The sequence below is a fragment of the Pilosibacter sp. YYHA0881 genome (assembly GCF_051602715.1).
Classification (GTDB): domain Bacteria; phylum Bacillota; class Clostridia; order Lachnospirales; family Lachnospiraceae; genus Alitiscatomonas; species Alitiscatomonas aceti.
Genome location: NZ_CP175657.1, coordinates 2,956,933 through 2,970,463 on the forward strand (window position 1 = coordinate 2,956,933; position 13,531 = coordinate 2,970,463).

Genomic DNA, 13,531 nt, shown 5'->3' on the forward strand with positions numbered 1-13,531 from the left:
ATCCTGGCGGTTTATGCATGGAGGCTGTCCCGGATGGCGGCCCATTCCCGGATCAGCCGGTCTAAGGACCAGGCGGCGTTGGCCGGGCTGGTGGAGGGAAGGCGGACGGCTGCCCGGCCGGTCCGGGGCTCCTGGTATTTTTTATAATATTGGAAGGAAGCGCCTCCGTTGCAGAAGATCCGGGAGATATCTGCGGCTGAAAGGATCCCGGAAAGGTCGTTGGGGACCACATTTTTTATGGTGCTGTCGCTGGAGCCTTCGATGGTACAGGAGGCGATCACGTCCCAGAGAGCGATGCGGTGCTTTAACAGGAATATTTTCTTTTCCTCAATGGAGCCGGGCACCGGTTCCTCAAGGACTCCGGCCAGTACCTTCCAGAAACGGTTCTGGGGATGATGATAAAAAAACAGGCCCTCCCGGGATTTGACCGATGGAAAAGAGCCCAGGATCAGGATCCTGGAGGAAGCGTCAAAAAGGGGAGGAATGGGGTGGGTCACAGTTTCCATGGAACAGGCCTCCGTATGAGATGGCGGTTTTTATGTGTCTTTGTAGAGTATGGCAAAAATAAAGGATTTTGTCAAAGAAAAGTTTAAATTTATCTTTTTTTTATTGCTATCTGGGGAAACTCAACTTATAATGGTCTAAGTATCGGGGTGCCATGTCCGAAGGATATAGTTATAGAAAAAGTGGAGAAAGACAGAATGGATAACAACAATCAGAACAGAAATAATGGAAAGAAGCCGGGAGGCCCGGGGATCTGGGTCATGGTGATCGTCCTGTGCATCACGCTGGCGGTGGTCAGCATGATGAACTCTGCCCTGAAAAAGAGCCAGAGCCAGGAGGTCAGCTATGACGAGTTTGTCCGGATGATCGAGGACGGAGAGGTGGAGGCGGTCCGGGAGTCGGGCAGCCGGCTGGTGATCGTGCCAAAGAGCAGCTCCACCCAGTATTCCAGGCTGATCCAGTATTATACGGTCCGGGTCCAGGATCTGAAACTGACGGACCGGCTTCTGGAAAGCGGTGTGCGCTTCGAGGGCGAGGACACCAGCGCCAGCTCCAGCATCATCAATTTCATCGTTGGGTGGGTGCTGCCGTCGGTGCTGATGATCGGACTGCTGTATATGATGTTCAGCCGTATGGGCGGCGGAGGCGGCATCATGGGCGTTGGAAAGAGCAACGCCAAGGTTTACGTCCAGAAGGAGACCGGCGTGACCTTTGCCGACGTGGCCGGTGAAGACGAGGCCAAGGAGTCTCTGGTGGAGATCGTGGATTTCCTCCATAATCCCCAGAAATATACAAAGATCGGCGCCAAGCTCCCCAAGGGAGCCCTTTTGGTGGGCCCTCCGGGAACGGGTAAGACGCTGCTTGCCAAGGCGGTGGCCGGAGAAGCCCAGGTGCCGTTTTATTCCCTGTCCGGTTCGGACTTTGTGGAAATGTTCGTGGGCGTGGGAGCGTCCCGTGTCCGGGACCTGTTCAAGCAGGCCCAGCAGTCGGCTCCCTGTATCATCTTTATTGACGAGATCGACGCCATCGGACGGAGCCGTGATTCCAGGTTTGGCGGAAACGACGAGAGAGAGCAGACCTTAAACCAGCTCCTTTCTGAAATGGACGGCTTTGATTCCTCCAAGGGCCTTCTGGTGATGGCGGCTACCAACCGGCCGGAGATCCTGGACCCGGCACTCTTAAGACCGGGACGGTTTGACCGCCGTGTCATTGTGGATAAGCCGGATCTGAAGGGCCGTGTGAATATCTTAAAGGTCCATTCCAAGGACGTGCGGCTGGATGAGACCGTGGACTTTGAAGAAATCGCCCTGGCCACCTCCGGAGCCGTGGGCGCGGATCTGGCCAATATGATGAACGAGGCGGCCATCAACGCCGTTAAGCACGGGCGCCAGGCCGTATGCCAGAAGGATCTTTTTGAGGCGGTGGAGCTGGTGCTTGTGGGTAAGGAAAAGAAGGACCGGATCTTAAGTAAGGAAGAAAGACGGATCGTATCCTACCATGAGGTGGGCCACGCTCTGGTGACGGCTCTCCAGAAGGATGCGGAGCCGGTGCAGAAGATCACCATCGTGCCCAGGACCATGGGCGCACTGGGCTATGTGATGCAGGTGCCGGAGGAAGAGAAATTCTTAAATACGAAAAAAGAGCTGGAGGCCATGCTGGTGGTATCCCTGGCCGGCCGGGCAGCGGAGGAGATCGTGTTCGATACGGTGACCACGGGAGCTGCCAATGATATCGAGCAGGCCACCAGGATCGCCAGGGCCATGGTGACCCAGTACGGAATGTCGGAGAAATTTGGACTCATGGGCCTTGCCACCCAGGAAAACCAGTATCTGACGGGCCGTACCGTATTGAACTGCGGCGACGCCACGGCGGCGGAGATCGACGTGGAAGTGATGCGGATGTTAAAGGGCGCATACGCGGAGGCGAAACGGCTCCTTTCGGAAAACCGGGACGCTTTGGATAAGATCGCGGATTTCCTGATCGAAAAGGAGACCATCACTGGTAAGGAATTCATGAAGATTTTCCGCCAGGTGAAGGGGATCCCGGAACCGGAGGAGGAGATCCGGCCCGAGAAAAAACGCATGGGAGGCGCTCCTGTGGATCCGGCGGCCATGGAACGGCCGGAGACACCCAGGGAATCGTCCGGGGCTGCACCGGAAACGGACAGCCGGACCCAGGTTCCGTCTGAACTGGAAGAGGGGGAGTCTGCGGCGGAAACGGCTGGAAATGTACCGGAAGGCCGGAAGGCGGAGACCGGAGGGGCTGAAAATGAATAAATGGATCTTGTCGGGGGGACTGGCGGCATTTTTGGCCGCCGGACTCCCGTGGACGGCTTCCTACGGCGCGCCTTATGCGCCGGGGGATCCGTCCTTTTCTGAACAGTGGGCTTTTTATAATGACGGGACCTTTTCCATTGAAGAGGAGAAGAACCGGTATGCGGTCTACGACGACCCCTTTGGACAGCCATGGGCGCCCGGGGACTGGCATTTTGAGGAGCCGGAGCTTTTAGGCATGCTGGTCCAGGTGGAGCGGATCCGGGCAGCGGCCGGGATCGATGTGGGGATGGCCGATGCCTGGGCCTCCTACGGAGAGGGAAAGCGGGACGTGGTGGTGGCCGTCATCGATACCGGAGTGGATATTTCCCATGAGGATCTGGCGGGAGCTATCTGGGTCAATGAGGATGAGATCCCGGGAAACGGCCTGGATGACGACGGAAACGGATACGCGGACGATGTGAACGGCTGGAATTTTTACCATAACAATAACCAGATCTATAATGGCTCCGAGGACAGCCACGGCACTCACGGGGCCGGTACCATCCGGGCGTCCTCCGGCAATGGTGTTGGGATCTCTGGGATGATCCCGGGGGACCGGGTGAAGCTCATGCCGGTGAAGGCTCTGGGAGGCGGGGACGGTGAAGGAAATACAGCGGCTCTCATCAAGGCCATCCGCTATGCGGAGGACAACGGAGCTTCGATCTGCAATCTGAGCCTTACTTCTCCTACCAATGACCAGGCCCTGTACTGCGCCATCCGGGATTCCTCCATGCTTTTTGTGGCAGCAGCGGGAAACGACGGGAAGGATATCGACAGGACGCCGGTCTATCCGGCCTCCTATGAGCTGGACAATGTGATCTCCGCAGCCAATATATCCTGCGGGGGAGAACTCCACGAAAGCTCCAACTACGGCGTGGAATCGGTGGACCTGGCTGCGCCGGGAAGCTATATCTTAAGTACCACGCCGGGAAACACATACAGCTATATGACAGGAACCTCCATGGCGGCTCCCATGGTCACCGGGGCGGCGGCCATGGTCTGGTCCCATTTTGACGGCATCGGGGCGGCGGAGGTGAAGGAGATCCTTTTAAATTCTGTGACTCCCCTGGACAGTCTTTCCGGAAAGGTAAAGACCGGAGGAATGCTAAACGTGGGGGCGGCCCTAAGGTATGACCTGGGGACGCTTTCCGGGAAAGCCTTTGAAGCAGGCGGGCACAGGCCGGAAAACGGCACAGCTCCCCACCTGGAGGCCCGGACGGAACGGACCCTGGCCGGATTGTATCTGAAGGTGAGGGTCGTGGATATTGACGGGGATCTGGACGTTCTTTATTATGCGCCGGGAGAACGGAATGCGGAATGGTTCCGGGAAAGGGAGGACTGCCAGTCCTTTACAGTCAGTGACCGTGACATTGCCGCCTTCCGCATCGACCAGGCGGGCGTTTATACGTTTTATGCCAGGGACAGAAGGGGCAACGATACGGCCTATACCGTAAGGATCGCAGATCTGCGGGAGGGTCCGGGGGTCCTGGACCAGTAAATAGAAAACCGTTGTTTTACAGGGGGTATGGCAGGGAGAGCAGCCAGTCTGTAAAACAACGGTTTTTTGCATTTTGGTATTCCCTTTTACCGGATCACATGGATCCAGCCCTGGGGCGCTTCGATGCGGCCCATCTGGATGCCGGTCAGGGTATCGTAAAGCTTCTGGGTGACGGAACCCATTTTTTCCATGCCGCTGGGCAGGCAGATCTCGTTTCCATGGTCCACGATCTTTCCGATGGGAGAGATCACTGCGGCGGTCCCGCAGAGGCCGGCCTCTGCAAATTCCTTCACTTCTTCAAAGGGAACCTCTCTTTCCTCTGCCTTTAAGCCCAGGTAATGCTCGGCCACATAGAGGATGGAGCGGCGGGTGATGGACGGAAGGATGCTGTCGGACTTGGGAGTTACGACGGTGTTGTCCTTTGTAACGAAGATGAAGTTGGCTCCTCCGGTCTCCTCCACATTTGTTCTTGTGGCAGCGTCCAGATACATATTTTCATCATAGCCCTGCTGGTGGGCGTCCACGATGGCGTGGAGGCTCATGGCATAGTTCAGACCGGCCTTTACATGGCCGGTGCCGTGGGGGGCTGCCCGGTCAAAGTCGCAGACGCGGATGGTGATGGGCTTTGCACCGCCCTTAAAGTAGGGGCCCACCGGCGTACAGAAGGTGCGGAACTGGTATTCGCTGGCCGGCTTTACGCCGATGACGGGATCCGATCCGAACATATAGGGACGGATATAGAGGGTCGCGCCGGAGCCGAAGGGCGGCACATAATCGGCGTTGGCCTCTACGACCTTTGTAACGGCCTCCACGAAGCGTTCCTTGGGGAATACGGGCATTTCCAGTCTCTTTGCAGAGTTTTCCATCCGCTCGCCGTTTAAGTCGGGGCGGAAGGTGACGATATGGCCGTCCTCGGTGGTGTAGGCTTTTAAGCCCTCAAAGCAGGTCTGGGCGTACTGGAATACGCAGGCGCACTCATTCAAGAGGATCTGGTCGTCGGTGGTCAGGGCTCCCTGGTCCCAGGAGCCGTTTTTATAATTGGAAACGTATCTGTAATCGGTTTTCATATAGCCGAATCCGAGATTGGCCCAGTCGATGTTTTTTGCTGCCATAGATTTTTCCTCCGTTCTGCCGCTTTTGCCGGAAATGGAGCCTCCGGGGCTTTTTTGCGGCCGGTAATTATTTTTTTCCATTATAATGAGTTCTTCCGCAGACTTCAAGTTTTTTATGGCAAAAAGATGAAAAAAATCTATGAAAAATGCGAAAAATGTGATACAATATAATTTCAAGTTATGACCGATATGAATATATGGAAAGGAAGGGGAAAATGGAACGATTATTTACTGCATGGAAGCTGAAAAATCTGGAGATCCAGAACCGGATCTGCGTGCCTCCCATGGTCTGCTTCGGATGGAGCGATGAAAGCGGCATGGTGGTGGATAGGAACGTGGAGCATTACCGGGCCATGGCAAAGGGAGGACCTGGGCTCATCATCCAGGAGGCCACCTGTGTCAGTGAAAATGGCCGTTTAAGCCGGGACCAGCTGGGGATCTGGAGCGATGCCCATGTGCCGGGGCTTAAGCGGATCGTGGAGGCAGTCCACGGAGAGGGCGTCCCTCTGCTTTTACAGATCCATCACGCCGGGGTGGTGTCTGAAACAGAGGATCCCGTATGTCCCAGCGATTATTCCCTGGTCTTTAAGGGAAGGGAGCGCCATGGGCGGGAGCTTTCTGTGGAGGAGATCCAGAAGATCGAAGGGGATTTCATAGAAGCAGCCAGAAGGGCATATGAGGCCGGTTACGACGGCGTGGAGCTCCATGGCTGCCACAATTACCTGCTGTGCCAGTTTTTTAACCGCCGGGTGAACCGGAGGACAGATCTGTATAATGCGGAAGATATGCAGATCGTAAAAAATATCATCGACGGGATCCGGAAGGTGACGCCGCCGGAATTTGTGGTGGGGATCCGTCTGGGGGCCTTTGAGCCGGAAATTTCCGACGGTGTGGCCCATGCTAAAAAGCTGGAGGCCATGGGCATCGACTTTATAAACGTGTCCTATGGCTTTGATAAGGAAGCTGTGCGTGAGAAGCCGCAGGGCTATCCCTTTGCAGAGGCCATTTACGGGGCAGAACGGATCAGGGCCGCGGTGTCGGTTCCTGTTTTTGCTGTGTACGGAATCCAGGACGGGGAGACGGCAGAGGCCGTTCTTAAGCAGACCGGGGCGGATATGGTCAACATCGGCCGCGGCGTTTTAGTGAATTATAACTGGGCCAGCGATGTGAAGGCGGGACGGGACCCGGGGAAATGCCTGTACTGCAAAACGTGTATGTGGCGGTCGGATCCGGATCAGTGTGCCGGGAAGCTGCTTTTTAACAGAAAGAGATAGGGGAGTCTTACGGACATGGAAAAGGGAAGAAAAAAGATCCATTATGCCTGGTTCATTCTGGCTGGCTGCTGTATCATGCAGGGAGCCAGCCTGGGACTGATCAATAACTGCTCCGGGGTGTTTTATTCTCCGGTGTGCCAGGATCTGGGATTTGAGATGGGGAAATTTACGTTTTACCGGATGCTTTATTCCATAAGCTCTGCTCTGGTCCTTCCATTTGTGGCGAAGAGCTTCCAGAAGCTGGACGTGCGTGCGGTCATCAGCGCGGCGGCAGTGGTGTTCGGCGTCTCCAATATGGCCATGGGGACCTTCACAGAGCTGTGGCAGTGGTATGCGGCCGGTATGATCCAGGGGATCGCGTCCTCATTTTTGTGCATGATCGCGGCCCCCATCCTTTTAAATAACTGGTTCCACAAAAAGGCAGGAATGGCTGTGGGGATCTCCGCCGCATTTTCCGGCCTCATGGGCATGATGGGGAGCAGCGCCCTGGGCTTTATGATCCCGGCCCTGGGCTGGCGGGCCAGCTACGGGATCATCGGGGCGGCCAGCATCGTCCTGATCCTTCCGGTCTCCCTGTTTGTCTTAAGGAACCGGCCGTCGGATAAGGGGATGCTCCCCTATGGGGCGGAGGAGCTTCCGGAAACAGCGGCTGCTTCCGGAGAAAGGCCGGATGTCAGAAAGAATGGTCCGTCAGCCGCAGCGGCTGGTCCGGAAAAGGGACTTTCCCTGGCATCCCTGGCAAAGCAGCCGGTCTTTTATCTGGCGCTTCTGGCCTATGCGGGAGCCCTGGCCGGCTCTTATCTGAATATGTTCCTGACCTCCTGCGGCCTGGATGCGGGCCTTCCCATGACTGCAGCGGCCATGATGACCACCATGGCGCTCCTTGGGAACATGTCCAGCAAGCTGTTTCTTGGAAAGGCCAGCGACGTGTTCGGGGCGGTCCGCACCTTTGAGCTTTCGATCCTGGTGTCAGAGATCGGCCATGTCCTTCTGCTCCTGGGACTTCCGGCCAGCGTCATGGCGGGAGCCCTCCTTTACGGGATCACGCCTCCCCTGTCCTCCGTGATGGCTCCGCTGTTCTGTAAGCTGTTCTGGAAGGGCGAGGATTATGGGACGGCCTATTCCTATGTGACCATGTTTGGGACGCTTCTGGTGTCTCCCTTTAATACCTGGTTTGGAAAATTTTATGATCTCACCGGAAGCTACGATCTGACCATCGGAGTCAGCGGCCTTCTCCTTCTGATCACCCTGGCCCTGGTGTGGGCCGGGGGCCGGAGCCTAAGGGCAGAAAAAAGGGCTTAGGGCGCTTCCTGGGCCAGGCGGATGAAGGCGTCCATCTCCCTGGTGACCCATTTATCCTTGTGATAGAGGATCTGACGCCAGATATGCATATGAAAATCCTTTACCGGCAGGACGGCCAGATGTCCTGCCGATATTTCGTTTTTAATGGAAAACTCCGGAAGAAAGGAGATCCCGGCATTGTTTTTCAGCAGGCGGATGATAAATTCCGTGTTTCCAATTTCTAAAAACGGCTCGATCCGCAGATCCATGGACGTCAGATACCGGTCCAGAACAAACCGGTAGCTGGCGTCCTTTTCAGTTAAGAGAAAGGGCTCCGGAAGGAGCTCCTTAAGCTCCAGGGCTTTCCGGCCAGCCAGGGGATGGGCAGACGAGGCCACGAAGACAATGTCCTCCGGCTCCTCCAGGACCTTGACCCAGCGGTGGTCGTAGATCTTCTGATCCAGAAGGTACACGAAGTCGATGGCGTTGTGGTTCATCCGGTCCAGAAGCACGTCCGGGGAGTCCAGGACCATGCTGACCTTTACCTTTGGGTGGGCCTTATGGAAGGCCTCCATAAGATCCGGGAAGATGGAGGCGCAGATGGATTCGATGGTCCCGATGGTCAGTGCCCCGGTCAGCTCCTGGCTTTCGGTCACTGCGGCCCTGGCGCAGGAGATCTCCCGCATGACGGCGGCGGCATGGTCATAGAAGACCATGCCCTGATGGGTCAGGATGGTCTGTTTTCCGATGCGGTCAAACAGATGGATCCCCAGCTCCTGCTCTAACTGCTTGATCTGGATGGTGACTGCCGCCTGGGAATAGCCCAGGGCCCGGGCGGCCTTTGAAAAGCTCTTTAGCTGTGCCACCTGGAGGAAGGCGGCGATCTCGCGTAATTCCATAGCGTTATCCTTTTATTCGTCCGGAAAGTTCCCAGGTATTGGGAATCAGCAGATCCCGGATCATTTTAATAGCTTCTTCGGCCAGGGGGGAAAGAGGAAGTTCTTTGCTTTTTACCCAGCCGATTTCAGAGGTAATGTCACAGTCGGACAGAGTGAGTGTTTTCTGATGATGTGCCGCTTTGTTGATCTCCTCCACAGGAATAGAATAGGTATAGTTGGAGTTAAGATACCAGGCATCACAGTGTTCCAGAATTTCATAGATCACAGAACGTGATGAAGTAACAATCCGACTGCCGGATCCAGACAGCTTCAGCTTTTCGAAAATATCTGCAAAGGGACCTGAGTCCATATAGTCATACATGACCATGGGATAAGGCTTCAGCATGTCCCGGGAGATGGAGCTTTCTTTTCGGTAAAAAAGAGGACTCCCGGTACCGACAGTGACGGCAATATTTAACCGGGTAATGGGATAATATTCCAGATTCAAGGCGCGGCACTGGCTGGAATACAGATTTTTATAGCAGCTCCACTGGCGGATGATTCCAATTTCTGCAATCTGGTTGGAAACCAGATTTAAGGCTTCGATACCAAAGGCCTCCCGGGACTCCAGTTTGATGCCTTCGGACTGGTATTTTTTATAGAGTTCCGAACAGATATTACTGATGAAATGGAATCCATTGCTAGCGATGGTAAGATGGTGCTGGGGTTTTTTCTGCTCTTTAAAGATCATGTCATCCAGCTGGCAAAGCTGCATATGGATCGGTGTGATATAGGAGAGAAATACCTTTCCGAAAGGTGTCAGCTCGATCCCACGGTTGGAACGGGAAAACAGTGGTTTCCCGCATTCGGTCTCCAGAGACTTAATGGAGGCTGACAGCACAGGCTGGGAGATAAAAAGGTTGCTGGCAGCTTTATTGATGGAGCCAGTTCTGGCAATTTCAATCACATATTTCAACTGGTTTAATGTCACAAGAAACCTCCTGAATACAAAAATTGTAGATAATACTATCGGATATTCCAATAACGATTACCAGAATTATATATTATGCATATGTAACCGTCAACTGCTATAATAAATTTACAAATAATTACTAAAAACGACATAATTAAGTAATTACAGTATGCGCATCTGTAACAGAGTCGGAGAAAGGAAAGTGGATTATGAGGAAAATGAAAAAACTGTTGTGTCTGTGTATGACGGCAGCGCTGTCCCTGGGTTCATTAGCGGGGTGCAGTACAAAAAATCCCGCACCGTCGGATGGGGAGACGGTCGGAGCGCAGAATGAAGAAAGCGGAGGAGAAAAAAAGGATACGCTGACGGTGGCTCTGACCAGCGAGCCCCCGTCCCTTACCACCTGTGACCATGATTCGATCGTAGGAGTTTACATGAATCTTCTTACTTATAATGGTCTGATGCGGGTGGATCATGAAACGCTGGAGGTGGTTCCGGATCTGGCAGAAAGCTATACGGTGGAAAATGAGACAGAATGGACATTTGTTTTAAAGGATGGGATTAAATTCCATGATGGTTCCGACTGTACTGCCCAGGATGTGGCTGCCAGTATCGAATGGGCAAAAACTTTCCCAGGAAGCGCTAATTATACGAGAAACATTAAAACAATAGAAGCGGTGGACGACAAGACTGTGAAGATTGTGACAGAGGTGCCCTATGCAGGCCTTCCGGCTGACCTGGCCTATCATTATAATTTTATTGTTCCAGAAGAACTGATCGAGAGCGGTCATGACTTCAACAGCGAACCTGTTGGTACTGGTCCATATAAGTTTGTATCCTGGCAGTATGGGGATTCGTTGAATTTCGTAGGCTTTGAAGAATACTTTGATGCAGAGAGAAAGGCATCTATTCCGAATCTGGTGTTTAAGATTATTCCGGAGGGAACCTCCAGAACCATTGCCCTGGAGGCTGGAGAAGTGGATTTTGTGTATGATGTTCCCAGTGCAGACGTAGAACGGCTGAAATCAGATGAGAAATTTGAGGTCAAGGAAATTACCAGTGTGGAGAACTTTTTCCTGGGCATTAACCTGGAGAAAGAACCATTTAATGATGTCAATGTCCGCCAGGCCATTAATTACGGAATTAATAGAGAGGATGTCATTGCAGCTGCGTTAAATGGCTATGGAGCCTCCAACTATACTGCTATTGCCATGGGCTATGAAGGAGATACTGATGCAGGGGCTGCGGTTTATGATCTGGATAAGGCAAAGGAATACCTGGATAAATGGGGCGGTGATCCATCATCCATTGTTCTCCCGATCATCTGTTCCAATGAGACGAAGGTAGCTGTGGCCACAGTCATCCAGAGTAATCTTTCTAAACTGGGCATCCAGGTGGAGGTGGTTTCTACCGATACGGCTACATACTTTGCAGACTGGGAGGCTGGAAACTACACTGGACTGATTTCTTCCTGGTCTCCGTCCAACTCCTTGACCTATGTACAGAGGTACCATTCGGACCGTGCCTTGACATATCCAGGTTCCTTAAAGGACGAAGAAGTAGATAAAATGGTCCGTGATGCTGAATCTACCATTGATGATACAGAGCGTATCGGAAAGATCAAAACGATTGTGGAAACTGTAAACGGACTGGCACCTCAGATCTCCCTGTATCAGCCATTGATGTTCCGGGCATATTCTGCGGATCTGGGCGGTGTGACAGCCAGCGCTACGGGATATGTGGGCTTCAATGACATGTACTGGAAATAGCCGGATGTGAAGGCGGCCGGAATGCTGCAGGAGCCAGAAAAGGTTTTTGCAGCGGACGGCCTCTCCGTCTGTACCGGCAGCGTTTTATGAGGAGGAAGCTATGATCAAATTTATAATCAGGCGTCTGCTTTCGCTGATTCCCGTGATATTGGGAGTGACCTTTTTTGTTTTCATGGTAATGCAGCTGGCTCCGGGAGATGCGGCAAAACTGCTCCTGGGCGAGGGAGCCACCCAGGAGCAGGTGGAGGAACTGCGGGAAGAGATGGGATTAAATGATCCGGTCATCGTCCAGTATGTAAGATATATGGTCAATTTCTGCAAAGGCGATCTGGGAACATCATATGCAACGAAACGCCCTGTGGCGGACGAAGTGTTTTCACGGTTTCCATATACATTTAACCTATCCATTGTAGCTGGTATTGTCTCGATTCTCCTGGCAATTCCTCTGGGGATCCTGGCTGCAGTCAAACAAAATACATTTTTTGACAATATCAGCATGGTGATTTCTCTGGTGGGTGTTTCCATGCCCATTTTCTGGCTGGCACTACTTTTGGTCCTGGCATTTTCCTTAAATTTGGGGTGGTTCCCGGTCCAGGGGGCTGATGGCTGGAAAAGTTATGTGCTTCCAGCTATTTCCCTGGGGTTTATGAATATGGCCTCCATTGCCAGAACGACCAGATCCTCTATGCTGGAGACAGTACGCCAGGATTATATCCGGACAGCAAGAGCGAAAGGAGTTCCCAAACGGGATGCTATTGTAAAGCATGCCTTTGAGAATGCTCTGATTCCCACGATAACAGTCTGTGGTATTCAGCTGGGACAGCTTTTAGGCGGCTCCGTTCTCACAGAAACCGTATTTGCCTGGCCGGGAATCGGCCGACTGATGGTACAATCCATCAGCTCACGCGATGTGCCAATGGTGTTAGGGTGCATGGTTGTCATGACGGTCTGCTTTTCTGTGGTCAACCTTCTGGTGGATCTTCTTTATGCATTTGTAGACCCAAGAATCAAAGCAATGTATTCATAAAACAGGAGGCAATTATGGGAAATACATCATCTGACCTTTCAAAAAAATATAAGAAGGTAAGCCCGGTCAGAGAGGTCATGTCTCTCCTGGTGCGGAACAAGGCCGCCATGGCCGGACTCATCTTCCTGATCCTTCTGGTGGGGGTATCACTTTCCGCAGATCTGCTGTTCGATTACGAAAGCCAGGTTGTGGAGCAGAACATTTCTGAGCGGCTCCAGTGGCCTTCAGCAGAACATCTCTTTGGTACAGATGAATATGGAAGGGATCTTCTGGCCAGAGTGGTTCATGGCAGCAGGCTGTCTCTGTCCGTAAGTTTTGTTTCTGTGCTGGCCAGCTTGATTATTGGAGGCATTCTGGGTGCTGTTTCCGGATATTACGGCGGACTCCTGGATGAGATAATAATGAGGATTACGGATATTTTTCTGGCCATTCCCATGACGCTTTTAGCCATGGTCATTGTGGCAGCTTTGGGAGCCAGTACTACGAATCTTATTATTTCACTGTCTCTGTCAGCAGTCCCTACCTTTGCAAGGATTGTCAGGAGCTCTGTTCTTACAGTCCGGGAAGTAGAGTACATTGAGGCAGCCGGAGCCATTGGGGCGAAGGATGGAACAATCATTTTCAGTCATATCCTTCCCAACTGCATTGGCCCTATCATTGTACAGACGACACTCCGGGTTGCAGCTATGATCTCCAACACCGCCGGCCTTTCGTTTCTGGGCCTGGGCGTACAGGCGCCAGCGCCGGAGTGGGGAGCACTTTTGTCGGCTGGAAGAAATTATATCCGGGATTACAGTTATCTGACCTTTATTCCAGGTCTTGCCATCATGCTCACGATCCTGGCGCTGAATCTTCTGGGAGACGGGCTGCGGGATGCTCTGGACCCGAGACTGAAATAGG

11 protein-coding genes are annotated in these 13,531 nt (G+C 53.2%); 7 read left to right on the forward strand and 4 right to left on the reverse strand.

The genetic code is table 11. The annotated features are described in order from the left end of the window. Nucleotides 1-11 precede the first annotated feature (11 nt). The gene (locus tag ACI6NM_RS13990) at nucleotides 12-506 is read right to left on the reverse strand and encodes a DNA-deoxyinosine glycosylase (protein ID WP_215653482.1); all 495 of its coding nucleotides are present in this window, start codon (nucleotides 504-506) and stop codon (nucleotides 12-14) included. Nucleotides 507-701: 195 nt separating this feature from the next. Here ACI6NM_RS13990 and ftsH point away from each other — a divergent pair, with 195 nt between their 5' ends. Together ftsH and ACI6NM_RS14000 are read left to right on the forward strand one after the other, a co-directional pair. Beyond that, nucleotides 702-2,780, forward strand: coding sequence for an ATP-dependent zinc metalloprotease FtsH (gene ftsH / locus ACI6NM_RS13995; RefSeq protein WP_262426977.1), 2,079 nt, complete (start codon nucleotides 702-704; stop codon nucleotides 2,778-2,780). After that, a complete protein-coding gene (locus tag ACI6NM_RS14000) occupies nucleotides 2,773-4,317 on the forward strand; it encodes a S8 family peptidase (RefSeq protein WP_262426978.1) in 1,545 nt (514 codons plus the stop codon). Before ftsH ends, ACI6NM_RS14000 begins: the two co-directional genes overlap by 8 nt. Before the next feature lie 86 nt (nucleotides 4,318-4,403). On the opposite strand, the gene ACI6NM_RS14005 is transcribed toward ACI6NM_RS14000, so the two are convergent. Continuing rightward, nucleotides 4,404-5,510 carry a branched-chain amino acid aminotransferase gene (locus tag ACI6NM_RS14005; protein ID WP_262426979.1) on the reverse strand — a complete coding sequence of 369 codons (1,107 nt, stop codon included), beginning with the start codon at nucleotides 5,508-5,510 and terminating at the stop codon, nucleotides 4,404-4,406. A gap of 134 nt (nucleotides 5,511-5,644) precedes the next feature. Between ACI6NM_RS14005 and ACI6NM_RS14010 the strand changes: the two genes are divergently transcribed. Together ACI6NM_RS14010 and ACI6NM_RS14015 are read left to right on the forward strand one after the other, a co-directional pair. Beyond that, nucleotides 5,645-6,703 carry an NADH:flavin oxidoreductase gene (locus ACI6NM_RS14010; RefSeq protein ID WP_262426980.1) on the forward strand — a complete coding sequence of 353 codons (1,059 nt, stop codon included), beginning with the start codon at nucleotides 5,645-5,647 and terminating at the stop codon, nucleotides 6,701-6,703. A 15-nt stretch (nucleotides 6,704-6,718) separates the two neighbouring features. Continuing rightward, nucleotides 6,719-8,005, forward strand: coding sequence for an MFS transporter (locus tag ACI6NM_RS14015; RefSeq protein ID WP_262426981.1), 1,287 nt, complete (start codon nucleotides 6,719-6,721; stop codon nucleotides 8,003-8,005). Here ACI6NM_RS14015 and ACI6NM_RS14020 read toward each other — a convergent pair. Both ACI6NM_RS14020 and ACI6NM_RS14025 read right to left on the reverse strand, forming a co-directional pair. Beyond that, nucleotides 8,002-8,883, reverse strand: coding sequence for a LysR family transcriptional regulator (locus ACI6NM_RS14020; protein ID WP_158357760.1), 882 nt, complete (start codon nucleotides 8,881-8,883; stop codon nucleotides 8,002-8,004). The genes ACI6NM_RS14015 and ACI6NM_RS14020 overlap by 4 nt on opposite strands. Nucleotides 8,884-8,887: 4 nt before the next feature. After that, complete coding sequence (locus ACI6NM_RS14025) at nucleotides 8,888-9,853, reverse strand: LysR family transcriptional regulator (protein ID WP_262426982.1); 966 nt, start codon at nucleotides 9,851-9,853, stop codon at nucleotides 8,888-8,890. 191 nt (nucleotides 9,854-10,044) lie between these two features. Here ACI6NM_RS14025 and ACI6NM_RS14030 point away from each other — a divergent pair, with 191 nt between their 5' ends. From ACI6NM_RS14030 to ACI6NM_RS14040, 3 genes are all read left to right on the forward strand, one after another. Beyond that, nucleotides 10,045-11,604 carry an ABC transporter substrate-binding protein gene (locus ACI6NM_RS14030; RefSeq protein WP_438500929.1) on the forward strand — a complete coding sequence of 520 codons (1,560 nt, stop codon included), beginning with the start codon at nucleotides 10,045-10,047 and terminating at the stop codon, nucleotides 11,602-11,604. 100 nt (nucleotides 11,605-11,704) lie between these two features. Beyond that, entirely contained in the window at nucleotides 11,705-12,631 is a 927-nt protein-coding gene (gene nikB / locus ACI6NM_RS14035; RefSeq protein WP_262426984.1) for a nickel ABC transporter permease, read from the forward strand. 14 nt (nucleotides 12,632-12,645) lie between these two features. After that, on the forward strand, nucleotides 12,646-13,530 hold the full coding sequence (locus tag ACI6NM_RS14040; protein ID WP_262426985.1) for an ABC transporter permease: 885 nt from the start codon (nucleotides 12,646-12,648) through the stop codon (nucleotides 13,528-13,530). Nucleotide 13,531: the final 1 nt, after the last annotated feature.